Origin of the sequence: Vibrio sp. MA40-2 (genome assembly GCF_047302445.1) — a bacterium.
In the GTDB taxonomy this organism is placed as follows: Bacteria; Pseudomonadota; Gammaproteobacteria; order Enterobacterales; family Vibrionaceae; genus Vibrio.
This window is the reverse complement of sequence record NZ_CP178628.1, coordinates 2,675,638-2,699,621: the sequence shown is the minus strand read 5'-3', so window position 1 is coordinate 2,699,621 and position 23,984 is coordinate 2,675,638. Positions and strand designations below refer to the sequence as shown.

The 23,984-nt window shown below is 40.2% G+C and carries 22 protein-coding genes and 1 other annotated feature; of the genes, 8 read left to right on the top strand and 14 right to left on the bottom strand.

Features of this window, described 5'->3' with window-relative positions; all coding sequences use genetic code 11:
• Positions 1-8: 8 nt before the first annotated feature.
• The 11 genes from ACLKML_RS19675 to ACLKML_RS19625 form a co-directional block, all read right to left on the bottom strand.
• Positions 9-1,151, bottom strand: a complete 1,143-nt coding sequence (locus tag ACLKML_RS19675) for an ABC transporter substrate-binding protein (RefSeq protein WP_413284654.1) — start codon at positions 1,149-1,151, stop codon at positions 9-11.
• Between the two features lie 186 nt (positions 1,152-1,337).
• Positions 1,338-1,757 carry a GspS/AspS pilotin family protein gene (locus tag ACLKML_RS19670; protein ID WP_413284653.1) on the bottom strand — a complete coding sequence of 140 codons (420 nt, stop codon included), beginning with the start codon at positions 1,755-1,757 and terminating at the stop codon, positions 1,338-1,340.
• A gap of 2 nt (positions 1,758-1,759) precedes the next feature.
• Positions 1,760-2,056 carry a YciI family protein gene (locus ACLKML_RS19665; protein WP_413284652.1) on the bottom strand — a complete coding sequence of 99 codons (297 nt, stop codon included), beginning with the start codon at positions 2,054-2,056 and terminating at the stop codon, positions 1,760-1,762.
• 153 nt (positions 2,057-2,209) lie between these two features.
• Entirely contained in the window at positions 2,210-2,614 is a 405-nt protein-coding gene (yciA, locus tag ACLKML_RS19660; RefSeq protein ID WP_413284651.1) for an acyl-CoA thioester hydrolase YciA, read from the bottom strand.
• A gap of 64 nt (positions 2,615-2,678) precedes the next feature.
• Positions 2,679-3,215, bottom strand: coding sequence for a septation protein A (locus tag ACLKML_RS19655; RefSeq protein ID WP_413284650.1), 537 nt, complete (start codon positions 3,213-3,215; stop codon positions 2,679-2,681).
• A 160-nt stretch (positions 3,216-3,375) separates the two neighbouring features.
• Positions 3,376-4,185: a tryptophan synthase subunit alpha gene (gene trpA / locus ACLKML_RS19650; RefSeq protein ID WP_413284649.1), complete on the bottom strand. Its 810-nt coding sequence runs from the start codon at positions 4,183-4,185 to the stop codon at positions 3,376-3,378.
• Complete coding sequence (gene trpB, locus ACLKML_RS19645) at positions 4,185-5,375, bottom strand: tryptophan synthase subunit beta (RefSeq protein WP_413284648.1); 1,191 nt, start codon at positions 5,373-5,375, stop codon at positions 4,185-4,187. The genes trpA and trpB overlap by 1 nt, the downstream gene beginning before the upstream one ends.
• An 18-nt stretch (positions 5,376-5,393) precedes the next feature.
• Entirely contained in the window at positions 5,394-6,791 is a 1,398-nt protein-coding gene (gene trpCF, locus ACLKML_RS19640) for a bifunctional indole-3-glycerol-phosphate synthase TrpC/phosphoribosylanthranilate isomerase TrpF (RefSeq protein ID WP_413284647.1), read from the bottom strand.
• Positions 6,792-6,793: 2 nt separating this feature from the next.
• Positions 6,794-7,792, bottom strand: a complete 999-nt coding sequence (gene trpD, locus ACLKML_RS19635) for an anthranilate phosphoribosyltransferase (protein ID WP_413285936.1) — start codon at positions 7,790-7,792, stop codon at positions 6,794-6,796.
• A gap of 133 nt (positions 7,793-7,925) precedes the next feature.
• Positions 7,926-8,516 carry an aminodeoxychorismate/anthranilate synthase component II gene (locus tag ACLKML_RS19630; RefSeq protein ID WP_413284646.1) on the bottom strand — a complete coding sequence of 197 codons (591 nt, stop codon included), beginning with the start codon at positions 8,514-8,516 and terminating at the stop codon, positions 7,926-7,928.
• A gap of 5 nt (positions 8,517-8,521) precedes the next feature.
• A complete protein-coding gene (locus ACLKML_RS19625) occupies positions 8,522-10,087 on the bottom strand; it encodes an anthranilate synthase component 1 (protein ID WP_413284645.1) in 1,566 nt (521 codons plus the stop codon).
• Positions 10,088-10,293: 206 nt separating this feature from the next.
• Positions 10,294-10,394 (bottom strand) — a sequence feature (Trp leader region).
• A 116-nt stretch (positions 10,395-10,510) separates the two neighbouring features.
• On the opposite strand from ACLKML_RS19625, the gene rnm reads away from it, so the two are divergent.
• The 5 genes from rnm to rluB all read left to right on the top strand — a co-directional run bounded on the left by rnm (position 10,511) and on the right by rluB (position 16,745).
• Complete coding sequence (gene rnm, locus ACLKML_RS19620) at positions 10,511-11,374, top strand: RNase RNM (RefSeq protein ID WP_413284644.1); 864 nt, start codon at positions 10,511-10,513, stop codon at positions 11,372-11,374.
• Between the two features lie 12 nt (positions 11,375-11,386).
• Positions 11,387-12,007, top strand: coding sequence for an L-threonylcarbamoyladenylate synthase (locus ACLKML_RS19615; protein WP_413284643.1), 621 nt, complete (start codon positions 11,387-11,389; stop codon positions 12,005-12,007).
• A gap of 269 nt (positions 12,008-12,276) precedes the next feature.
• Positions 12,277-14,184 carry a methyl-accepting chemotaxis protein gene (locus tag ACLKML_RS19610; protein ID WP_413284642.1) on the top strand — a complete coding sequence of 636 codons (1,908 nt, stop codon included), beginning with the start codon at positions 12,277-12,279 and terminating at the stop codon, positions 14,182-14,184.
• 272 nt (positions 14,185-14,456) lie between these two features.
• Entirely contained in the window at positions 14,457-15,416 is a 960-nt protein-coding gene (locus ACLKML_RS19605; protein ID WP_413284641.1) for a transposase, read from the top strand.
• 438 nt (positions 15,417-15,854) lie between these two features.
• Positions 15,855-16,745, top strand: coding sequence for a 23S rRNA pseudouridine(2605) synthase RluB (gene rluB, locus ACLKML_RS19600; protein ID WP_413284640.1), 891 nt, complete (start codon positions 15,855-15,857; stop codon positions 16,743-16,745).
• Positions 16,746-16,805: 60 nt separating this feature from the next.
• Here the strand turns inward: rluB and ACLKML_RS19595 are convergent, their stop codons facing one another.
• A complete protein-coding gene (locus tag ACLKML_RS19595; protein ID WP_413284639.1) occupies positions 16,806-17,144 on the bottom strand; it encodes an HI1450 family dsDNA-mimic protein in 339 nt (112 codons plus the stop codon).
• Between the two features lie 9 nt (positions 17,145-17,153).
• Complete coding sequence (gene yeiP, locus ACLKML_RS19590) at positions 17,154-17,723, bottom strand: elongation factor P-like protein YeiP (protein ID WP_413284638.1); 570 nt, start codon at positions 17,721-17,723, stop codon at positions 17,154-17,156.
• A 231-nt stretch (positions 17,724-17,954) separates the two neighbouring features.
• On the opposite strand from yeiP, the gene ACLKML_RS19585 reads away from it, so the two are divergent.
• Entirely contained in the window at positions 17,955-18,722 is a 768-nt protein-coding gene (locus ACLKML_RS19585; RefSeq protein ID WP_413285935.1) for a nucleotidyltransferase domain-containing protein, read from the top strand.
• A gap of 56 nt (positions 18,723-18,778) precedes the next feature.
• On the opposite strand, the gene ACLKML_RS19580 is transcribed toward ACLKML_RS19585, so the two are convergent.
• On the bottom strand, positions 18,779-21,178 hold the full coding sequence (locus tag ACLKML_RS19580; RefSeq protein ID WP_413284637.1) for a DNA polymerase II: 2,400 nt from the start codon (positions 21,176-21,178) through the stop codon (positions 18,779-18,781).
• 303 nt (positions 21,179-21,481) lie between these two features.
• Here ACLKML_RS19580 and uvrY point away from each other — a divergent pair, with 303 nt between their 5' ends.
• Both uvrY and uvrC read left to right on the top strand, forming a co-directional pair.
• Complete coding sequence (gene uvrY / locus ACLKML_RS19575) at positions 21,482-22,126, top strand: UvrY/SirA/GacA family response regulator transcription factor (RefSeq protein WP_317715217.1); 645 nt, start codon at positions 21,482-21,484, stop codon at positions 22,124-22,126.
• A complete protein-coding gene (uvrC, locus tag ACLKML_RS19570) occupies positions 22,126-23,958 on the top strand; it encodes an excinuclease ABC subunit UvrC (RefSeq protein ID WP_413284636.1) in 1,833 nt (610 codons plus the stop codon). The genes uvrY and uvrC overlap by 1 nt, the downstream gene beginning before the upstream one ends.
• Positions 23,959-23,984 lie beyond the last annotated feature (26 nt).

Sequence of the window (23,984 nt, the reverse complement as noted above, 5' to 3'; positions counted from 1 at the left end):
AACAGTGATTAGTTTCCGTACCGTTTAAGCCATGCTGCTTCAAGTGCGGCCTGCCAACTCGGATGAGGTTCAGCAATCGACTTGAATAATTGGGTTTTCTTAGCACTACCAGTTAGATATTGGTTCGATAAGACCGAAGGATCCCCCCATATATTCAGATCGCCCTTGCGTGATTGTGCTTCTGGACTGAGTAAAAAATTGATGGCTACGAGTGCGGCTTCTTTAGCACTTGCGTTCCATGGAATAGCTAAGAAATGAATATTAGACAAAGCGCCATTGTTCATTGCATATGCGGTGGTGGTTTCGGCAAGCGTGCCGTTATGCTGAGCCGAAAATACCGAGTTAGGGTTAAAGGTGATAGCAAGATCAATCTGTCTATCATCTAATAACTGAATGCTTTCAGAGGAGCCAGCAGGAAATTGTTGTCCGTCCCGCCAAGCGTTTTGGTGTAATTGATCGAGATATTGCCATAATGGTTTGGTGATCAACTCAAAGTCAGCATCGTTTACTGGTAAGTAAAGCGTTGGATCGCCATTGGTTAATTCAATCAGCAGCGCTTTAAGGAAGCTGGTTCCATGAAATTCTGGTGGTTTAGGGTAGCTTATTCGGTTTGGGTAGGCCTGACTATAACTCAGTAACTCAGCGAACGATTGTGGCGGGTTATTTAGTGTTTTAGTGTCATGTATAAACACTAGTTGGCCTACACCCCAAGGCGCTTCTAAGCCATTGGTTGGTTCGGAGAAGTCATTATCGATAGGCAGTGATTTATCAACAAATTCCCAGTTAGGTAACGATTGAGTAAATGGACCATACAGCAAATTGTTGTTTTTCATTGATTTGAAGTTTTCACCATTGATCCAAACCATATCAACACTGCCATTATCGTTTTTATTTGCTGTTTTTTCAGCAAGTAATAATGAAGTGGTTTTGGAAATATCCGTGACTTTAACGTGATTAAAGTTGATGCCATAACGGCTTTTTAGTTGTTTTGCAGTCCATTTTAAATAAGCATTAATTTCAGGGCTTCCACCCCAAGCATGAAAATAGACGTCTTGACCTTTGGCTGTCTTTTCAACTTCTTGCCAAGATGTTTGCGCGTAACTGCTAGTACATGCAAGTGTCGCGGCTAAAAATAATCCTATATTGTTCATTGGAGCCCTTTTTATAACTTAACGGAAAACTTAATGAGAAAAAGGTAGTAGGGAACTTATCTCTTTTTATATTCTAGCTACATAGACCAGAACTTTACTGTTTTTCGTTCACGATACGGTAAAAAAAATGAAATAAAAAATGGGCATCGTAAAATGCCCATTTAAAAGTTGAGTAATCAAGTTAATTTACTTGTTTTCGGCGTTGTTTTTATTAAGTAATTCGCAGGTTTCTAACGAAACAACTTGGTCGATTAACAATTGACCTCGCGGACTACGTATTTTTAGATTGTAAACAACACCATGTTGTAAGTTGCCTTGCACATCGGTGTTGGTGCAGTAATAGTTAACACTACTTTCCATCAACTGTTGCGGTGAAATAGTGCCATCGTCATTGTATAGCATCATTAATTCGACAATATGGCCGTTCGCTTTGGCCTGCATAATGGTCAGTGGCCCATGTTCTATAGGTAAACTGTTAGCAATAATAGTGGCTCTGTGTGAGGCAATGGCTTCAATTTGGCGTTCTTTATCACCATTAGATGAACAGCCCGCAATAATGATCATGAGTAAAGTGCTAAGGGTAAGTTTTGCAATCGTTTTTTTCATGGTTAGAATACTTTTTTAAAGGGCTTCACAATAACTTGTTGATAGACACCCGCTTCGATATAGGGATCAGCATCCGCCCATTGTTTCGCTTCGCTTAACGAATTGAATTCAGCGATAACCGTTGAGCCAGTAAAGCCAGCTTCAGCCGGGTTTTCCGTGTCAATGGCTGGCATTGGCCCTGCGGTTAGTAATCGGCCTTCATCACGAAGTGCTTGCAATCGCGCGAGGTGTTTTTCTCGTACCGATAGTCTTGCTGCTAAAGAGTCTTTAACATCTTGAGAAAATATGACATACCACATGGTGAATTGTTTCCTTTTTCAACGAGTTAACTGAATACGTTATCCAAATGTCCAAGCAAATCTAAACAATGTGAATCTATGCTTAGATGTTATTACTGCGCACGTTAACTATTGGTCAGTTTAGCGGTCAGTTAGTTCATATTGTAGATTGAATTAACGATTGGTTTTTATTGGCCTTGGCTTGCCATTACTATCGATGGCGACATAATTAAATGTAGCTTCGCATACTTGGTAACGTTCACCAACACCGTCTACACTTACCGGTTTTACCCATACTTCTAAATTAACCGACATCGATGTGCGTCCAATTTTGGTGCATTCTCCATGGCAACATACTACGTCACCAACTCTAACCGGTTGTTTAAAAGTAATACTGGATACTGAAACGGTAACTACTCTTCCGCATGAAATTTCTTTTGCTAAGATCGCACCGGCAAGATCGAGTTGAGACATTATCCAGCCACCAAAAATGTCGCCGTTGGCATTGGTATCAGCCGGCATAGCCAGTGTACGAAGTAGCATTTGCCCTTTAGGGGCAGTATTTAAGTTATTGCTCATTTACTGTTTCCGAAAAACATTCCTGACACAAGGTTTGTTAATAGAGCTTATATCAGGAACAAAGTTATTTTGATTCTTCTTTTGGAAGGTGTTTATAAATATAAAGTCCAGTGAGTAAGGTAAAGCCAAATGTAGCCGCGAGTAAACCAAACACTTTAAAGTTAACCCAAACATCTAATGGTAAGCTGAACGCGACATAAATATTGACCAGTGCGCAGACGGTAAAAAAGCCTACCCAAGCCCAGTTGATTTTATTCCAAACCGTGTTTGGTAAGGTGATTTCTTTTCCTAGCATCCCTTTGATTACTGGTTTACCGATTAAGTGCGTAATGAGCAAACCTAGTGCGAATAATGCATAAACAATGGTTACTTTCCATTTAATAAAATTGTCATCATGGAAAAACAGCGTCATACCACCAAAAACCGCCACAATAACAAATGTGACTAATTGCATTTTCTCAACTTTTTTATAAATAAAATAAGTCAGTAAGATTTGTATGGCGGTAGCAACGATCAGTGCGCCCGTTGCTACATAGATGTCATACATCTTATAGAGTGCGAAAAATATAATTAATGGAATAAAATCAATAATTTGTTTCATAAAATACTATTGTGTCCTATTAAGATAGCCCACAGTCTACCCAATTTAACGGCAATGCTAAATAGCTGAGTTAAATCTGGATACAAAAATGACCGCTTTGAGCGGCCATTGTTTGTCGAAGATTTCAAATTTAAACGCAGACTATTTGCACATACAACGTTTAGCTTGCTAGTGTTGCGGCTTTCATTGGTTTAACAAAATCAGCTAATTCAGCGAGCATTTTTTGCGAGTCATCAAGATTGTTCTCGATGATTTTAACCACTGCTGAACCAGAGATAGCACCAGCGGCACCAGCGCTAATGGCTTCTTTTACTTGTTCTGGTTGAGAGATACCAAAGCCGAGTAAAGCAGGTGGTGCGTCGTATTGATTAAGACGTTGCATTAAATGGCTAACTGGCATGTTGGCTTTGGTTTCCGTTCCCGTTACGCCTGAACGTGATAACAGGTAAGTGTAGCCACCACCTAGTTCTGCAACCGACTTTAATGTTTCATCACTGGCTGTTGGAGGCGCAATGAAAATAGGGTTGATGGCATGTTTTTTCGCCGCCCTGATAAACTCGGCACTTTCATTGGTTGGTACGTCCGCGATAAGGACCGAATCGATTCCTACTTCGGCGCAGTCTTGATAAAAACGGTCAATGCCACGTGCGAACACTAAGTTGGCATACATTAATAAACCAATCGGAAGTTGAGGGTGTTTTTCTCGAATTTTTCCTATTAACTCAAAGCATATACTTGGTGTTGTATTAGACTCAAGTGCTCGCATGTTAGCGGCCTGAATCGTTGGGCCGTCTGCCAGAGGGTCAGAAAAGGGAATGCCTAACTCTAGAGCATCAGCTCCCGATTCAACTAAGGTTTCCATTATTTTTAACGACAGTTCAGGATTTGGATCACCTACGGTAACAAATGGAACGAAGGCGCCTTGGTTATTGTCTGCTAACCGTTGAAAAAGAGTTTGATAGCGATCCATTATAACGCTCCTTTTGAGTTTAAAATATCGTGAACGGTGAATATGTCCTTATCACCACGACCCGAGAGATTCACCACTAGAAGTTGTTCTTTATCTGGATTGTCTCGTACCATCTTCAAAGCATGTGCAAGAGCATGAGCCGATTCTAGAGCAGGAATAATACCTTCACTACGGGCGAGTTCTTGGAAGGCATCTAATGCTTCATCATCGGTAACCGAATCGTATTCTGCACGGCCAATTGAGTGTAGATGTGCATGCTGTGGCCCTACCGATGGGAAATCTAACCCTGCTGAAACAGAATACGATTCTTCTACTTGGCCATCCACATTTTGCATTAGTGGCGATTTCATACCGAAATAGATGCCGGTTTTACCGTGTTTCAGTGGCGCGCCATGTTGTGGAGTGTCAATACCTTTACCGGCGGGTTCTACGCCAATCAGTTTTACGTTGGTTTCTTCGATGAAGTCGGCAAACATACCAATAGCATTTGAGCCGCCACCCACGCAGGCAATAACTGCATCTGGCAGACGACCTTCACGAGCAAGAATCTGATTTTTGGTTTCTTCACCAATCATGTGTTGGAATTCTCGAACAATGGTTGGGAAAGGGTGAGGTCCTGCAGCGGTACCGAGTAAATAGTGTGCCTCTTCATAGGTGGCAGACCAGTCGCGTAGCGCTTCATTACAAGCATCTTTGAGTGTTGATGAACCAGAATGAACCGGAATCACTTCTGCGCCCATTAATTTCATTCGGAAGACGTTAGGGCTTTGACGTTCTACGTCTTTAGCACCCATGTAAACACGACATTTTAAGTCGAGCAGTGCACAGGCTAATGCAGTTGCTACACCATGTTGACCAGCTCCTGTTTCTGCGATGACTTCTTTCTTACCCATGCGCTTGGCTAATAAAGCTTGTCCGAGCACTTGGTTGGTTTTGTGTGCGCCACCGTGCAGTAAATCTTCACGTTTAAGATATAGCTTACTTTTCGTCCCTTTAGTTAAGTTACGAGTTAATGTCAGCGCGGTTGGACGCCCCGCATACTCTTGCAGTAACGTCATAAATTCAGCCTGAAATTCAGGATCTTGTTGTGCTTTGATGAATTCGTCTTCTAATTGGTCCAATGCTGGTACGAGTATCTGTGGTACGTATTGTCCACCGAATTCACCAAAGTAGGCATCTAATTTAGCCATGATAATTCCCTTAAATTCTTAAAAATCTTTAATTTCTGCAAACGCTTGTTTTAGTAAGGTTGGATCTTTTATTCCTGGTGATGATTCGACTCCAGAATTTAAGTCCAGTCCAAGGCAACCAAGAGCAGCGGCTTGTTTAATGTTTTGTGGAGAAAGGCCGCCTGCTAGCATGATGTTACTGGTTGTGTTAAGCAGTGACCAGTCAAAACGTTGTCCTGTACCACCAGATTGGTCGCCTACTTTACTATCAAGTAAGTGGCGCGATACATCGTTTTGAATGAGTTGTGGTATCGAATCGGTTACACCATACGCTTTCCAAATAACGCAGTCATTGGATAATTTTTGCTTTAACTCAGATATATAGCGTTGATCTTCATTGCCATGTAACTGAACCGCATGCAATTTTAAATTATTTGCTATGTCGGCAACGTGTTCTAGTGCCTGATTCTGAAATACACCAACATAGTTTAGCGGTGCGCCCGTCATGATTTGTTGGGCTGTTTGACTATCGACTTTACGCTTGGATTTTTCAGCAAATATTAATCCGCCGTACACTGCGCCAGATTGATAAGCAAGGGCAGCATCATCAGCGCGAGTTAATCCGCAAACTTTGTTGTCGCCAATCACGACTTTTCGTACCGCAAGCTCTAAGTTTTCTTCTGCCATAAGAGAGCTGCCAATTAAAAAACCAGAAGCATATGGCCTTAGATCTCTCACTTGCTGGTTAGTGTAGATGCCAGACTCGGAGATGATAGTGGTTCCTTTAGGGAGCAAAGGTGCCAGTTGTTTTGTTCTAGACAGATCGGTTGATAAGTCACGAAGGTTGCGATTGTTAATGCCGACAACTTTGGCTTTCAAAGCGATAGCACGAGCAACTTCTTGTTCGTTACTGGTTTCGGTGAGGATACCAAGCCCAAGTGAGTGCGCGACGTCAGCCAGTTGGATATATTCTTCATCAGTTAACACGGACAGCATTAATAAGATGGCATCGGCTTTATAGTAACGAGCAAGGTAGACTTGGTAAGTGTCTATCATAAAATCTTTGCACAATATAGGCTGACTGACTTGATCTCTTACTTGAGGCAGAAAATCGAAATTACCTTGAAAATACTTTTCGTCAGTCAGTACAGAGATAGCACTGGCGTGATTACCATATACAGAAGCGATGTAGTCTAGATCGAAATCGTCTCTAATCAATCCTTTTGAAGGTGACGCTTTTTTACATTCGAGGATAAACGCACTTTTTGGATTCGATAGTGCATCATAAAAGCTACGATCAGTTGGTTCTAGTTGATCTTTAAAGCTCTCTAATGGTTGAGATTGCTTTCTCTTTTCTAGCCAAATACGTTTATCTTTCACTATTTTTGCTAACACTTCCGCCATGTCGCGGTTTTGCTTAGTGATGTGTTCTGACATGATTAGCCTCTTTGCGCCAGTTGAGTAACAAGTTGATACGCTTTTCCTGAATTCATCACTTCGATGGCCTGTTTGGTATTGGCTTTTAAGTCTTCTTGGCCAAACAAACGGAGTAATAAAGCGACATTGACAGCAACAGCTGAGATTTGAGCTTCCGTTCCTTTACCGGTCAAAATATCGGTAATAATGGCACGATTTTCAGTAGGCTCTCCACCCTTAATTGCATCTAATGGGTGTGAATTTACGCCAAAATCTGCAGGAGAAAGAGTGTATTCGCTAATATTGCCTTGCTTGATTTCCGCCACCATGGTTTCTCCATGTATCGCGACTTCATCTAGTCCACTTCCATGAACGACTGCGGCACGTTCTAAGCCCATTTTTGCGAGCGTTTCTGCGATTGGTCTGACTAATGATGCATCATACACACCCATCAATTGAATATTGGGTCTCGCAGGGTTAATCAACGGCCCTAAAATATTAAAAATGGTGCGAGTTTTCATTGCTTGTCTTACCGGCATCGCATGGCGAACACCACCGTGATACTGTGGCGCAAATAGAAATGCTACGCCTAAATCGTCGATTGCTTTGGCGGTATCTTCTGCACTCATGGCTAAATTAATACCGAACGAGTCGAGCAAATCGGATGAGCCGGACTTACTAGACACACCACGGTTGCCGTGTTTAGCGACTTTAACACCACAACCGGCTGCTACGAATGCGGCAGTGGTTGAAATATTGATGGTGTTAGAGCCATCTCCGCCAGTTCCTACAATGTCGGCAAAATCGTAATCTAAACGAGGAAAAGGGTTGGCGTTAGCAAGTAACGCTGTTGCTGCTCCCGCTATTTCATCAGGTGTTTCGCCTTTTATTTTTAGAGCAGTGAGTACTGCAGCTAACAATATTGGATCCATGTCGCCTTTAATAATGGTATCGAATAATTGTTGGCTCTCTGGTTGAGTTAGCGAAACTTGATCATAGAGTTTATTTATAATGTTTTGCACGGTTTGATTGTTTTGCATAGTTTTCTGTCCAAATTCTGTATTTAAATCTATTTAAGCGAACGTCTACCTACTGAGTCAGTGTACTTTTTTATTATGGCTTCAGTTTTATTATGGCTTCAGTTTAATAGACAGCTTAGCTTTGTTTACCACTCAATGCCCATTCAATTGTATTGGCTAGCAGAGTGGCACCATTAGTCGTCATAATCGATTCAGGATGAAATTGATAACCACAAACTTTATCTTGCTCATTGACTACCGACATGACTAATCCATCGACCTCTGCAGTAATCGTTAAACTTTCCGGTACTGCGGTTGCAACGAGCGAATGATAACGTGCAATGGCTAGAGGTGATGGCAATCCTTGATAAACGGTATGGTTTTGATGTTCCATCATGGAAACCTTGCCATGAATGATTTCACCGGCACCTTCCACCGTGCCACCATAGGCTTCTACAATGGCTTGATGACCTAAACAAATACCAATAATTGGCACTTCACCTTTTACTCGCTGTAATAATTCAGGCATACAGCCCGCTTCAGAAGGCGTTCCCGGTCCTGGAGACAAAATGATTACAGGATTGTCTAATTGGTTAATCGCCACTTCAATTTTTGTTGCCGCTATATTGTTGCGGTAGATGGTGACAGCGTGCCCTAACGAACGAAACTGATCGACTAAGTTATAAGTAAAGGAATCAAAATTATCGATAAATACTAAATTTGCCATGGGCCTTACTCCTGATGCGCATGTTGAATGGCGGAAATCACGGCTTGAGCTTTGCCACGCGTTTCATCTGTTTCGGCTTGCGGATCTGAATCGTAAACCACACCTGCTCCAGCTTGTACTTGAGCGATGCCATTTTCTACATAAGCAGAACGAATTACGATACAAGTATCTAAATCACCTTCGCCGGTTAAATAGCCGACCGCACCGCCATAACTGCCTCGTCGAGTTTTTTCAACATCGCGTATTAATTGCATGGCTCGGATCTTAGGCGCACCGGTTAACGTGCCCATATTCATACTAGCTTGATAAGCGTGCAGTGCATCTAAATCGGTTCTAAGTTGGCCGACGACGCGGGAGACGAGGTGCATTACGTGGCTATATCTGTCAACTTTGAGCAAATCCGCTACGTGGCGCGTGCCTGCTGTGCTGATTCTAGCTACATCGTTTCGTGCTAGATCAACCAGCATCATATGTTCGGCGTTTTCCTTCATATCACTGCGGAGCTCTAATTCAATACGACCATCTAAATCGAGATTAATCGAACCGTCTGGATTCTTACCGCGTTGACGAGTACCTGCAATTGGATAAATCTCAACTTGATTGGTTGTCGTGCTGTATTTGAGCGCACTTTCTGGCGAGGCACCGAATAGAGTAAACAACTCATCATGCATATAAAACATATACGGGCTTGGGTTACTTTTTTTCAAGCCTTTATAGGCGTTGAGTGGTGAAGGGCAAGGCAAAGAGAATCGGCGCGATGGAACCACTTGAAAAACGTCACCTTTAACGACAAATTGTTTTAAGTCGCGAACAATTTGGCAAAAATCTTGGTCCGTAACACTTGGTGTCGCTTGGCAGTTTTTTAATTTTACGGTATCGCGTAGTGGTGCTGGGTCGGTACTGTGACTGACTATTTCTTGTAAACGCTGAGTAACCTGCTGAGTGGTTTGCTGTGTGGCATCAAATACGGAGCCTTGAACCGAGCATGTTTTCTGCTGATGATCGATAATCATCAGTGTTTCAGCTAGGTAAAATACGTAATCTGGGCAGTTTGTTGTGGTGTCTGCTTTACCTAATGGTTCAAAGTTTGCCACTAAATCGTAGGAAAATAATCCCCCGATAAAAAGTGCAAATTTATTTTTATTTTCAATATCAAAGCTGTGACGAATTATTCTCAACGCATCAAAAGAAGACGCTTCTCTTAGTCTGCTATCTTCATCGATTTCAGTATCGGGCTGAGGAAAAATTAAAACCAGATTGCCGTTTTGATACTCATTGATGATGTTGTGGGACAATTGTGATTGAATACGCTTAATTGCGTGGTGACCATTTTCTGTCAATGGCTGCATTTCTACGGTATGCCCGTTACATACGATTCTGACTGCAGCGTCAATTAACAACATACTTTTTAAATCTTCTTTAGAATCAACGTCCGCGGATTCAAGCAGTAAGCTATTGGTTTTATCTGCACACAAAACCTGAAAAATTCGAGTTGGATCTTCGCTATAGGGGACCGTCTGTGAGATGATCTCTAATTGGCCTTTCTTTTTAATTTCAATCGCCTTATTCATTAAGACATCCTCTAAATAATACTGCATACTTTAAACCAAAGCGTCTATGGTTATACTCTCATAAAGGTTTACTAACCCCAATCTTTAATGAAATCAGATTACTTTGATTGCACCTGATTGTTGAAAAATCGTTCAAATGAAACGCTTGTTGCTTCTTATCGGTAAAAAATATCAATTGGTATAAAAATATTAAAAATATTAAAAACATAAAAAAACCCGCTGAAAAAGCGGGTTTTTAATTCAATTCTGTTCATTAAACAGTTTCGTTAACCCACCTAGTTTCTGATTCAATACGCCACCAACAAAGCGCTAGTTTGCTTTTATCGCTAGGTTTTTTGATAGATTCTTGTAACATAGGTAACTTACTCCTGTTTGAAATTATGTACTAGTAAGCTAGTACTGAGAGAAAAAGTCAAGTAATAAATGAAAATAGATCTTCACTGCCACACTACAGCATCAGATGGACGTTTGTCCGCGAAGCAATTAGTAGATAGGGCGATTGATTTTAATATCAATGTGTTAGCTATAACTGACCACGATACAATGGCGGGATATTTAACAGCTAATGAGTATATTCAAACCAATGAACTTGATATAAAATTAATCAGTGGCATTGAGCTGTCAACGGTATGGCAAAATAAAGACATTCATATTGTTGGATTAAACATAGATGCGAATAATGCCGAATTGCTTGCACTCATCGAAGCGCAAAAACAGCGCCGAATTGCTCGCTCAGAACTCATAGCACAACGGTTAGCTAAAGTAACTAAAGCGTCGATACTTGAAGAGGTACAGGTGATAGCTGATGGCGCACCGATAACTCGATCTCATTTTGCTAAATGGCTCGTCGACAATGGTTATGCTAAAACGATGCAACAGGTGTTTAAAAAATATTTAACCAGAGATAAACCTGGTTATGTGCCGCCAAATTGGTGTTCCATTGCTCAAGCGGTAAGCGCGATACATGCGGCGGGAGGGAAAGCTGTTTTAGCGCATCCAGGTCGGTATCAATTAACAGCCAAATGGGTAAAACGACTTATTTCGGCCTTTAGCGACGCAGGTGGAATAGGCATTGAAGTTGCACTCCCGCAACAGAGTCAACAAGAAAGACGAAACTTGGCAGATTATGCTATACAATACAATCTATTAGCCTCTCAAGGCTCGGACTTTCATTATCCATCACCATGGACAGAGCTAGGACGCAACTTATGGTTGCCTGCTGGTGTAGAACCTATTTGGCAAGACTGGGGGTTAGCTCCCACTTTAAGTACCGATAGTATTCGGTAGTGAGGAATTATTATGAGTCAATTTTTTTATGTGCATCCGGAAAACCCGCAAGCAAGATTGATTAATCAAGCCGTTGCTATTATTCGTAATGGTGGCGTCGTTGTTTATCCAACAGATTCAGGCTATGCATTAGGCTGCCAATTAGAGAATAAAAAGGCGTTAGACACGATTTGTCGTATACGTAAATTAGATGATAAACACAATTTTACTCTGCTTTGTAGAGACCTTTCTGAATTGTCTATTTACGCACGAGTAGATAATACCGCATTTCGTCTACTGAAAAACAATACCCCAGGAGCGTACACCTTTATTTTTAAAGGGACTAAAGAAGTACCTCGCCGGTTGATGAATGCAAAAAGAAAAACCATCGGTATTCGAGTACCAGACAATAAAATCGCCCTTGATTTACTTGAAGCGCTGGGTGAACCTTTAATGTCCACTAGTTTGATCTTACCTAAAAACGATGTTGCTGAATCTGATCCTGATGAAATTCGCGATAAATTAGAGAATATGGTCGACCTTATCTTAAATGGTGGGTATTTAGGTGAACAACCAACAACAGTTATTGATTTTAGTGACGATACGCCAACGGTAATCAGATTAGGTGCCGGTGATCCGACCCCTTTTGAGTAATTCTTTCTTTTATAGATAAACACTATCTGCTGAAAAATGAAAACGCCTTCATTGTGGGGCGTTTTTTGTTGGTTGCAATTCGAGATGCTTTGGCCAATAAAATAGATAGTTTTGATTTTTAAACTTTACTTATATGCTGCCGATATACTATTTATTAGCTAACAATAAATATATTTACTATCTTTATTACATGCTCAAACTACTCGATACATTAAGAATAAGAGTTCAAGAAATAAATAGAGTCCCTATTGAATTTACAGGATAATAGAATGAAATTTTTTTCCACATTATCAATTAAAAATAAACTAATAATTGCAATGTTATTTGCGGTTGTTGTTTCAACTAGCGTAGTGGCGTTTGTTGGGCAAGCAAAGACTAAAGAGCTATTAGTAACCCGTTTAGAACAATCGGATTTACCAAACCTAGTCCTACGGGTAAGAAATGCGGTAGACAGCGAAATTTTGCGTATGGAAGTTGTCGCTAAATCAATTGCTAATAACGTAATGATATTGGATTGGTTTGAAAAAGGGCAAAGTACATCTGGTGAACAAAATCTAATTAAATATTTAGAGAATTTAGCCAATGATAATAGCTTTACTAACGCCTCTTTTGTACATAGGGAAACGGCTAAGTATTGGAATCAAGATGGTTTTCTAAGAACGCTATTGCCGGAAAGAGATTCGTGGTTTTTTCAATTTAAAGATAGTGGAAAAGCGGAGTCTGCCAGTGTGTATTACGGTAGTGAAGGCGATGTTGATATCTTTGTTAATTACCAACAGTTAAGTGGTCAAGGTGCTGCTGGCGTATCAAAATCTTTCAAAGAGATGGTCACGTATTTAAACAGTTTTCAAATTGAACAAACAGGCTTTGTTTACTTAGTAGATAGTTCAGGAAAAGTAAAAGTACATAAAAATCAAAATTTTAATGAAAATAAAATGCTGTCGGATATATATCCAGGAATCGATTCTACTAGTTTAATAAATAAAAAAGATTTTGCTTTTGAAGCCATGAATAACGCTTTAATAGCTTCTAGTTATATTCCGACATTAGATTGGTATGTTATTGCTGAAGTGCCAACCAATGAGTTATATGCCGGTCTAGATAGATCACGAGACTATATGATTATGACTTTTATTGTTATTTCATTAGTTTTTATCGCTGTAAGTATCATGTTAGCTAATAGTTTGGTGAAACCATTAAATAAAATGGCTGTAGCGTTTGAAGAACTTGGTGAAGGCGAGGGTGATCTTACTAGTAAAATTGATGAGAATGGTTCGGAAGAAATTGCTCGTTTAGCCAAAGGGTTCAATATTTTTGTATTGAAAATAAGAAACGTCGTGAGAGATGTTTCGACTACCGCATTAGAAGTAAAAGGTGCATCGGAAGAAGTACATCGAGATTCTGAAGGGTCGAGAGTGTCTTCTGACAACCAACGTGATGAAGCTCATCAGGTCTCTGTGGCGATAAATGAAATGGGTAGTACTATTGCAGAAATAGCCAGTAATGCTGGTGTTGCCGCACACTCTACCAATGAAGCGACAGAGATGACTTTGAATGCGCAAGGTGTTGTTACTGATTCTAATTCAACTATCACTCAAATGGCTGAAAATATGGAAGATGTTTCGTCTAATATCGAATCTCTTGCGCAAAAAACAGAATCTATTTCCAGTGTGTTAGACGTGATTAGAGGCATTTCTGAACAGACTAATTTATTGGCATTGAATGCGGCGATTGAGGCAGCTCGTGCAGGAGAACAAGGTCGAGGTTTTGCGGTCGTAGCAGACGAAGTGAGAAATTTAGCACAAAGAACCAGCGAATCTACAGACGAGATTCATAAAATGATCACAGAACTTCAGGATGGATCTAAAGCTGCTGTCCTATCGGTTCATGAAGGTAAACAGCATGCTGAATTAGGTGTTTCTGCTGCGATTAAAACGAGTGAAGCATTACAAGAAATAGTGGGAAATATTCAACATATTTCTGACTTGAATACCCAAATAGCTACGGCAACCGAAGAGCAGTCAGCGGTAATTAATGAGATCAACGTTCATGTGGTCAATATCAGTGATAGTAGTGATCGTAGTGCACTTTCGGCTGCTAGCATGGAGCAATCAAGTGAGTCATTAAAATCAATGGCATTAACACTGGATGGCTTAGTGAAAAAATTTAAAGTATAAATTGGAGTGTAATTACGCTGAGTGGTATCGGTAGATATCGCTTCTATTAAAGAAATAGTGCAATACTTGTTGTGAGTAAAAACGCCTAGTGAAAGTCACTAGGCGTTTTGTTTAAAGGACACACACTGATAGCTCACAAGCACTTACAAGGACACACACCAAATAGTATGAGAAAGCGACTGAGTTTCTGTCACACTTGTTCAATTTATACACGCTCAATTTCCCTTAAATACTCAGCTTGTTATTGTGGTACAAAACACATAAGGACCACCATGACCACAGCACGAAAACAACTCATTTCTTTGGAAGCTACGCCTTATTACCATTGCGTCTCTCGGTGTGTTAGGCACAGCTTCTTATGCGGTTTTGATACCGTCTCCAATATCAACTATGAGCATCGGCGAGAATGGGTTGAGCATAAAATACAAGCGCTGACTTATACTTATTGCGTTGATATTTGTGCTTATGCCGTGATGCATAATCACTATCATTTAGTCGCGCATATTAATCAAAACAAAGCGAAAGCGTTGTCTCAAGGAGACATTGTTCAACGATGGCAGCATCAACATAAAGTGCCCGTGTTAATTCAACGTTGGTTGAAAGACCAGTTAACCTGCCAAGCGGAGCAGAAAAAATGTAACCAAATAATTGAAGTATGGCGTGAACGATTATGGTCCTTAAGTTGGTTCATGAAAGAGCTCAACTACCATATCGCCTGTAAAGCGAATCAAGAAGACCAATGCACCGGTCACTTTTGGGAAAGTCGGTTCAAAAGCCAAGCTTTGCTGGATGAAAAAGCCCTCGCAGTTGCAATGGCGTATGTCGACTTAAATCCAATTCGTTCTGGCTTAGCAAAAACAGTTGAAACATCGGAATACACTTCCATCAAATGTCGGTTAGAGGCATTGAGTAAGAACCGGTATACCGCACCGTGTTTGCATCCTTTTATTGGCAATACTAACAACAAAATGATGAGTGGTCTGCCTTTCCGGCTCATCGATTACCTCGAATTAGTTGACTGGACAGCGAGGCAATTCCGAGAGAAAAAAGCATCAATGGATAAGACGTTACCATCTATTTTACAAAGGTTGAGTTTTAACCAGAAAAACTGGTTGCATGCTTGCACTCGACTGGAACAAAAACGCTCAACAGCCATAGGCTCTGCGAGCAGCCTTATTCGAGCAAAGGCTGTATTTGATAGAAAAAAGATCCATGTATATAAACTAGAGTAACGCCTTAGTACAAATAGCATCTCACTTCTTCATGCCAGTATAAAACTGGTCAATTTTGTTCCTAATTCTTGTTTAATTAACTGGGATTTTTCGCTTCTTCACCGATTTATTCATTTTCATTATGACATGATATGGGAAAAGCAGTTTTCGCGACTGTGCTTATCCTCGGTTTGATCGTAGTAATTATTTCATGAATGTCCAAGGTTCGTGATTTTTTATATGACATGTTTGTTTTAGTGTGTGTCCTAAGATTGGTTGTTAGTAGTGTGTGTCCTAGTAGAGAAGAGGTTTAAATAAAGAGCTATCAACTTGAACAATAATTAATGTATAATCTCTGGCCGTAAAAAATATTGCATTCGCTCTTGTGAATGGAGTTACGGAAAATTTTACTTTATACAATTATTGACGTCTGTGAAGACGACAACGACGGATATTTTAATGAGCGAAAAATTACAAAAAGTCCTTGCTAGGGCAGGTCATGGTTCAAGGCGTGAGCTAGAAACATTGATAAAATCAGGTCGCGTAAGCGTCAATGGACAAGTGGCAAAACTGGGCGAGCGCCTAGAAGATGAAAATGCAACTATCCGTGTAGATGGGCATGTCGTTTCTATCAAAGAAGAAGATGATACGGTATGTCGAGTGTTAGCATACTACAAACCTGAAGGTGAATTGTGTACCCGTTCTGATCCAGAAGGGCGCAGGACAGTGTTTGACCGCTTACCAAAAATTCGTGGCGCACGTTGGATCTCTGTTGGTCGTCTAGATGCTAATACATCGGGTCTATTGCTGTTTACTACTGATGGTGAACTGGCTAATCGCCTGATGCACCCAAGTCGTCAAGTAGAGCGTGAATATCTTGTTCGTGTTTTTGGTGAAATTAATGAACAAAAAGTACGTAACGTAGTAAAAGGCGTCAAACTTGAAGATGGCATGGCTAGATTCGAAGACGTTGTATACTCTGGCGGTGAAGGTATGAATCATACCTTTTATGTGGTCATTAATGAAGGTCGTAATCGTGAAGTACGACGTTTATGGGAATCACAAGATACTACGGTGAGCCGTCTAAAACGTGTTCGCTACGGTGATATTTTCTTAGAGAAGACATTACCACGTGGTGGTTGGATGGAATTAGAGTTAAAAGAAGTTAACTATCTGCGTGAACTTGTTGATCTTAAACCAGAAAAAAACACCATGATTGACCCAGATAAAGATTCACGTAAAAGAGAGCGTTCACGCCATCAAAAAATTCGTCGAGCAGTAAAACGTCACGAAGAGAGAGTGAGTACGCCTAAAGGTCGCGGAAACCGCAATCGCAAAGCAAGAAAATAGAGTTTAATAAAGAACGGCTTTTAGAGCCGTTCTTTTTATTTCGTCAATAGTAATTAGAATCTAGTCTCTTTTCCAAAATATATGACAAAATTTGTGTTCTGCTGAGCGGCTAACGAGCATTCTGGCAAAAACATCGTCTAGTACATCTGATTCTTCATTAACTAAACCAATTTTTACTTCAGCATAAACCTGTTTGTCTACCTCGAAGCCGACTTCTGCAGACCAATCATCGCCAGTCTCAACTAACTCTGCGGCTCCTCTGTCTTCAAATTGAGCAGTAAATAGCAGCACGTCAGCTGGTTCTAGGTTATCTGGCGCCATTTCTAAAAAAATGTCATAAGCCGTATCAATTACGTCATCGTATGACATTAGCTCGTCGTTTTCACTGTTGTCTGTCATTTTAAATCCTTAATCGGCACGACTCATATATTTTGTTTCAGACGTATTAATTTTTACTTTGTCACCACTGCTAATATATTCTGGTACTTGAATGGTTAAGCCCGTAGCAAATTTTGCAGGCTTAGAGCGTGCAGAGGCAGACGCCCCTTTAATGGATGGATCGGTTTCTTCAATTATCATTTCAACCGCAGCAGGTAGTTCAATACCAGCTGGTTTTTCGTCGATCAATACAACTTGAATGCCTTGGGTTTGTTCATTGATGAACAGTAATTCATCCTTAATATCATCATGATTGAAGGTGTATTGTGAGTAATCTTCGTTATCCATAAAGATATATTCATCACCGTCAACATAAGAAAACATAACATTACGCTTTGTCATTTCGACGGTATCTAATAGTTCATCACTCTTAAAGGCTTCTTCTACTTTTCCTCCCGTAGCAAGATCTTTAAAACGAAACTTATAGATTTTAGCGCCGCCGCGTCCACCAGGAGTCGTAATGTCGAAATCTTTAACCAGTAGAATTTTTCCGTTGAGGCTTACGGCAAAGCCTTTTTTGATATCACTTGCCTTTGGCATTGTGTTTTACCTTTAAATGAATAAGTTAACCAATAAATTGGGGTATTAAGGATAGAATACAACCTCTAGATTGAAATCCAATTATAACAAGGCATAATTGAAGTTAATATTAGATTTGGTTCTAATTTTTCCAACTTTCATGCTTAATTGCCTTCACCCGCTTAATTGCATATACATATAGGCGTTATTAACATGATAGCGTTTTATTTGTCTTACATAGTGAGTATTACTTTGTCATTGCCGGTTATAGACCCTTCTGTTCCTTTTCAAGTTGATTACCAACGGGTCATTAAAGAGTTAGTGCAAGCACTAGAGAGTGGGTTAGGTAACAATCTACATAGCATTTACTTATACGGAAGTGTTGCTAGAAAAAGTGCAATAAAACATCGTTCCAATATGGATTTAGTTGTCGCAATTCGGCATACGCCAGATGCTCGTTTTCAAACCTTACTAAGTACAATTAAATGGCGTTTTAGAAAAGCATTTCCATTTGTTACCGAACTGAACTTTCAATTTCCACTTGTGAATGAAATTTTGCAGATAGAAAATATTATTACTTGGGGTTTTATGCTCAAGCATTGTTGTGTTTGTGTGTCGGGTGATGATTTGTCAACACGATATGGTGAGTTTGAACCAAGCTGGGAGATTGCTAAATTCTGGAATATGAATGTAGAACAATGGGTCGTTAATTATCGAAAAAAAATAGCGGCAGCAACACGTAAAGATGAACAAATTCAACATCAGATTGTGATTGCCAAAAAGCTGATGAGAGCCAGTTATAGCCTGATTATGCACAAAGATAAACGTTGGTTTGATGACCCGATTCGGTGTGGTGAGGTATTTCTCTCTTATTATCCTGATAAGCAGCAAGAGATCGAAAGATTAACCATTTTGCTTTCAGGCCGCTACATTCCTAAACGTTCAGTCGTCGCTTTGTTAGATGAATATGGTTCATGGCTTATTAGTGCTTATCAGAAAACCGAATTTAGGATTGGTTAAACAGATTATTCCCATTGTAGCCTGATGACTCACTTAAAACGAGAATAAATAGGCAGCTAGAACAAGCCTAATTGTGGGGCATTAATACTAGCAAAATTGAGCCCAATGAACGGTAGAATTGCATCTGCAACTGGCTGCAATTGTTTATCGATGTAGTGCTGATAATCGATGGTACTTCTACGATACTCGGCAGGTTCTGGTCCATTTAGAGTGATGATATATTCGATACGGCCTCTATTTTGGTACTGAAGTGGGCGTCCAAGTTTGGTATTAATTTCATCAGCTAGTCTTGCCGCTTTTACCTGTGGTGGGATATTTTTTTGATAATCGCTGAGCTTGCGTCGCAGTCTTTTTTGGTAGATCAGCTTATGGTCAAAATCGCCATTCATGGTTGCTTCAACGTATTGACGGATATATTCACATGGGTCAGCACCATGAAAAACCAATTTATATAGCTCTAGCTGAAATTCTTGGGAAAGTGTTGTCCAGTCGGTGCGCGCACTTTCTAATCCTTTAAAAATAATTTGTTCATTCGTGTCTTCACCAATTAATCCTGCGTATCTTTTCTTTGAACCAGTTTCCGAGCCTCGAATGGTTGGCATAAGAAATTTTCGATAATGGGTTTCATACTCGATTTCTAAGCAGGATGTGAGTCCGTAATGATCTTGTAGATGCGTCGTCCACCAGCTATTAATGTAGGCCACTAACTCTTTGCCGATTTCGTTCGCCTCAGAATGGGGTAAAGCTTGTTGTAGGGAAACAAAAGTTGAATCGGTATCGCCATATATAACGCAATAACCTTTTTCTTCTACTAATTGTTTTGTTTTTTTCATTATTTCATGACCGCGCATTGTGATTGAAGAAGCCAATCGAACATCAAAAAAGCGGCATCCAGATGATCCTAAAACACCATAGAATGAATTCATTATGATTTTTATTGCTTGAGAGAACGCTTTATTGTTGTTTCGTTTCGCGCTATCTCTTGCCGTCCATAAATCGTTAATCATCTTGGGTAAAAAATGTTGAGTTCGGTGGAATTGCCCACCCACATAACCTTCAACTGCTTGGTTCTCTTTGGCTCCAATTTCGATTTTTAGGCCCTCAATGAGTCCTAATGGGTCGATCAAAAACGAGCGAATAATTGAAGGGTAAAGACTCTTATAGTCGAGTACTAATACTGAGTCGTATAGGCCGGGTAAAGAATCCATAACATAACCACCCGGGCTCGGTTGCCAATTATCTGTATGTAGGTTGGGAGCAACGTAACCAGCACGATGTAGCTGTGGTAGGTATAAATTAGTAAACGCGGCGACAGAACCGCCCATTCGATCCAATTCAACTCCGGTTAATCGTGAACGTTCTACAACAAAATCAATTAGTTGGGTATGCTCAAATATTCGATTCACCAATACACAATCTTGTAAATTGTACTTAGCCAATGCTGGTTTGTCGTGTTTAAACATATGGTTTATTTCAGCCATACGATCATGAACGTTATGGATCGCTTTACCTTCAGAAAGAAGTTGCTGGGATACCGATTCTAATGACCATGAGCGAAAAGAGTAGGTCGCGCTTTTAAGTGTATCAATACCGTCAAGTACAACGCGTCCGGGAATAGAAATGAAACCCTGTTGAGTTTTGCTAGATACCCTAAAATACGCGTTTTGATTTGCTCGACCTATGCTTAGCTTGAGTCCATGCACTTCTGCTCGTCTTACTAGCAATTTGAAATCAAAGTCGATAACCATCCAACCGAGAATAAGATCAGGGTCGTACCGTGAAAACCATTCAATGAGTGCAATTAACAATTGTTTTTCATTTTCAACCCATTGAACCGGCGTAGAGCAAGGCTCTGGTGAACCAATCATGATAACTCTGTTATCCAAAGTAGAAGCTAGGCCTACAGAATAAAGCTCCCCTTTTTGGGAACATTCTATATCAAGCGAAACGTAACTAAGTTTAGGCTGAAAATCTCCTTTACGGCACTTAGCTTGGGTTACTTCAACATAACTATGGTGATTTTGATTGTCATTCTGTTTAGACGGCGCAGATCGATTACGAAAAACACCAGTAAATTCAACACTACCGCGTATGAACCGCTCCATAAGATATCGTTCTGTTAAACGAATATCAGCTTCGATCGTATCAATGCCTTTTGTTTTAATCTGTGTGATCAGTTGAGTTGAAATATGTTGTGTTGGACAGTAGCAAGCCACGATTGGATTCTGTTTGAAGTCGAGCAGAGGTAACGATTTAAATTCAACATGAAAATTTAGAGTATCACATAGCGATTCTACGTTGACCAAATCGTCTTGCTTAATGAAAAATAAGACTTTTTCTCCTTGAATCTTTATTTGGGTCGGCCCGCTATCGGTATTCAACCAGAGTTCAATTTGTGTCGAACCATTGATGTCGCGAGCATGGCGTGTGAGGATAAAGCCTTTATCTAGATTCAAGTTATGACCCTGTTTGCTCAATATAGTTGGATAGTCGCAATTAAAGTTGGCAAATAACCAGTTGGTAGAGTAATGTTACCTGCGTTGCGCGTTTAGAACTAAAAAATAAACGAAATTTTAGTGAATTGCTGAGCAATCTTACTAATAAATAATCGAAAGTTTGCGCTAGGCCTATATGGAAAATAAGTAATATTACGTAATATAAGTATTATTATGCAATATAGGTTAATATCATTATCGTATAGCGTTCGGTACTCAGGTTGAGCACTGAATTGTAAATGTTAGTTGTGTGGAGATACAAGTTTGATAAATGTTTTCCTTGTAGATGATCACGAGCTGGTTCGCACAGGGATAAGACGTATTATAGAAGACGTCCGTGGTATGAACGTAGCAGGGGAAGCTGAAAGCGGTGAAGAGTCTGTAAAATGGTGTCGTAGTCATCATGCTGATGTCATCCTTATGGATATGAACATGCCAGGTATTGGTGGTTTAGAAGCGACAAAAAAAATAATACGCTTTAATCCAGATATGAAGATTATTGTGTTAACAGTGCATACTGAAAATCCTTTTCCGACCAAAGTGATGCAGGCAGGAGCGTCTGGTTATCTAACTAAAGGCGCGGCACCCGATGAGATGGTGAATGCGATTCGTATGGTAAACAGTGGTCAGAGATACATCTCACCTGAAATAGCCCAACAAATGGCATTAAGTCAATTTTCTTCTGCTTCTGAAAATCCTTTTAAAGATCTTTCTGAGCGAGAGTTGCAGATTATGTTGATGATCACTAAAGGGCAGAGAGTCACTGATATTTCAGAACAATTGAATCTTAGTCCTAAAACGGTAAATAGCTATCGCTATCGCTTATTCAATAAACTAGATATAAATGGTGACGTTGAGTTAACGCATTTAGCCATTCGTCATGGAATGTTAGATACCGAGTCGTTGTAGTGCCTAGTTGTTTTGATTCTGGCTCTTTTTTAAAGACAGTAACCAGTCAGCCCGGTGTATACAGAATGTATAACACCGCGTCTGACATTATTTATGTTGGCAAAGCTAAAGACCTCAAAAAGCGATTAACCAGTTATTTTCGTAAAAACGTTGATGGTGAAAAAACTCGAGCTTTAGTCAGTCATATTGCTAAAATTGACGTTACAGTGACTCACACTGAAACGGAAGCACTGATTCTTGAACACAATTATATTAAGCAGTATCTGCCAAAATATAATGTCTTGTTACGTGACGACAAATCCTACCCTTATATTTTTATTAGTGCCCACAAACACCCAAGAATTTCCTCACATAGAGGAGCCAAAAAGCGCAAAGGCGAGTATTTTGGGCCATATCCAGAATCCTCTGCGGTTAGAGAGACCTTACACCTCATTCAAAAAATATTTCCGATTAGGCAATGTGAAGATACCGTGTATGCAAACCGTACAAGGCCTTGTTTGATGTATCAAATCGGTCGGTGTGCCGCGCCTTGTGTTGCGAGTATTATTAATGATGAACAATACGCAGAGTTAGTCTCTCTGGTTCGGTTGCTTTTGCAAGGCAAAGATAATCAGGTTATCTCTGTACTTGTTGACAAAATGGAACAAGCGAGTACTGCTCTTCGTTTTGAAGACGCCGCAAAATGGCGTGACCAAATTCAAGCAATTAGACGCATACAAGAGCAGCAGTTCGTATCAGAAGACAGCATGGATGATCTTGATATATTGGGATTTGCTCAAGAAAATGGTCTTGCTTGCATACACATTTTGATGGTGCGGCAAGGTAAAATTTTAGGCAGTCGCAGTCATTTCCCTAAAATTCCTAACAACACTGAGCGTGAAGAGGTGTTTTATAGTTTTCTGAGTCAATACTATATTGGGCATAATGAGGCTCGAACGATTCCCAGCCGAATTATTTTAAATCAAGGATTACTTGCAGATAGTGAACCTTTGCGAGAAGCTCTTTCTAGCTTAGCAGGTAGAAAAGTACTTTTTGATCAAAAGCCCAATGGTGCTCGTCGTCAGTATTTAAAGCTAGCGAATACCAATGCGCTTACCGCAATTACCAGTAAAATAAATCATAAGATGACCATAAAGCAGCGGGTTACAGCCCTGCAAGATGAATTGGGTATAGACTCTATTCGGCGTATGGAGTGCTTTGATATTAGTCATACCATGGGCGAAAGTACCGTCGCCTCTTGTGTTGTATTTAATCATGAAGGGCCGGTAAAACACGAATATCGACGTTATAACATCACTGGAATTACTGGAGGTGATGATTATGCAGCGATGGGACAAGTACTGGGCAGACGCTATAGCAAGCAACTTGATGTCGATAAAATACCTGACATTATTTTCATTGATGGTGGTAAAGGACAACTTAATCGTGCTCATGAAATAATTTCCTCTCACTGGCAAGATTGGCCTAAACGTCCACGTTTAATTGGTATCGCTAAAGGTGTGACAAGAAAGCCAGGGTTAGAAACGATGATTACGATAGAAGGGCGTGAGTTTAATATGGCGAGTGATGCGCCTGCGCTTCATCTTATTCAACATATACGAGATGAGAGTCATAACCATGCAATCGCTGGTCATCGAGCGAAAAGAGCCAAAACTCGTAGAACGAGTCCGCTAGAAGGAATAGAGGGTGTTGGGCCCAAAAGAAGGCAAGCTTTACTCAAGTATATGGGTGGCTTACAGGAATTAAAGCGAGCAAGTGTTGAAGATATAGGCAAAATACCAGGAATTAGTACTTCTTTAGCAGAAAAGATACATCAATCATTGAAAGAATAAGCATTTTCGCGCACCATAAGTAAGCA

Excerpts from the sequence above, each read along its gene's own strand:
- ACLKML_RS19675 (WP_413284654.1), bottom strand. The coding sequence starts at position 1,151 with ATGAACAATATAGGATTATTTTTAGCCGCGACACTTGCATGTACTAGC.
- ACLKML_RS19670 (WP_413284653.1), bottom strand. The coding sequence starts at position 1,757 with ATGAAAAAAACGATTGCAAAACTTACCCTTAGCACTTTACTCATGATC.
- ACLKML_RS19665 (WP_413284652.1), bottom strand. The coding sequence starts at position 2,056 with ATGTGGTATGTCATATTTTCTCAAGATGTTAAAGACTCTTTAGCAGCA.
- yciA (WP_413284651.1), bottom strand. The coding sequence starts at position 2,614 with ATGAGCAATAACTTAAATACTGCCCCTAAAGGGCAAATGCTACTTCGT.
- ACLKML_RS19655 (WP_413284650.1), bottom strand. The coding sequence starts at position 3,215 with ATGAAACAAATTATTGATTTTATTCCATTAATTATATTTTTCGCACTC.
- trpA (WP_413284649.1), bottom strand. The coding sequence starts at position 4,185 with ATGGATCGCTATCAAACTCTTTTTCAACGGTTAGCAGACAATAACCAA.
- trpB (WP_413284648.1), bottom strand. The coding sequence starts at position 5,375 with ATGGCTAAATTAGATGCCTACTTTGGTGAATTCGGTGGACAATACGTA.
- trpCF (WP_413284647.1), bottom strand. The coding sequence starts at position 6,791 with ATGTCAGAACACATCACTAAGCAAAACCGCGACATGGCGGAAGTGTTA.
- ACLKML_RS19630 (WP_413284646.1), bottom strand. The coding sequence starts at position 8,516 with ATGGCAAATTTAGTATTTATCGATAATTTTGATTCCTTTACTTATAAC.
- ACLKML_RS19625 (WP_413284645.1), bottom strand. The coding sequence starts at position 10,087 with ATGAATAAGGCGATTGAAATTAAAAAGAAAGGCCAATTAGAGATCATC.
- rnm (WP_413284644.1), top strand. The coding sequence starts at position 10,511 with ATGAAAATAGATCTTCACTGCCACACTACAGCATCAGATGGACGTTTG.
- ACLKML_RS19615 (WP_413284643.1), top strand. The coding sequence starts at position 11,387 with ATGAGTCAATTTTTTTATGTGCATCCGGAAAACCCGCAAGCAAGATTG.
- ACLKML_RS19610 (WP_413284642.1), top strand. The coding sequence starts at position 12,277 with ATGAAATTTTTTTCCACATTATCAATTAAAAATAAACTAATAATTGCA.
- ACLKML_RS19605 (WP_413284641.1), top strand. The coding sequence starts at position 14,457 with ATGACCACAGCACGAAAACAACTCATTTCTTTGGAAGCTACGCCTTAT.
- rluB (WP_413284640.1), top strand. The coding sequence starts at position 15,855 with ATGAGCGAAAAATTACAAAAAGTCCTTGCTAGGGCAGGTCATGGTTCA.
- ACLKML_RS19595 (WP_413284639.1), bottom strand. The coding sequence starts at position 17,144 with ATGACAGACAACAGTGAAAACGACGAGCTAATGTCATACGATGACGTA.
- yeiP (WP_413284638.1), bottom strand. The coding sequence starts at position 17,723 with ATGCCAAAGGCAAGTGATATCAAAAAAGGCTTTGCCGTAAGCCTCAAC.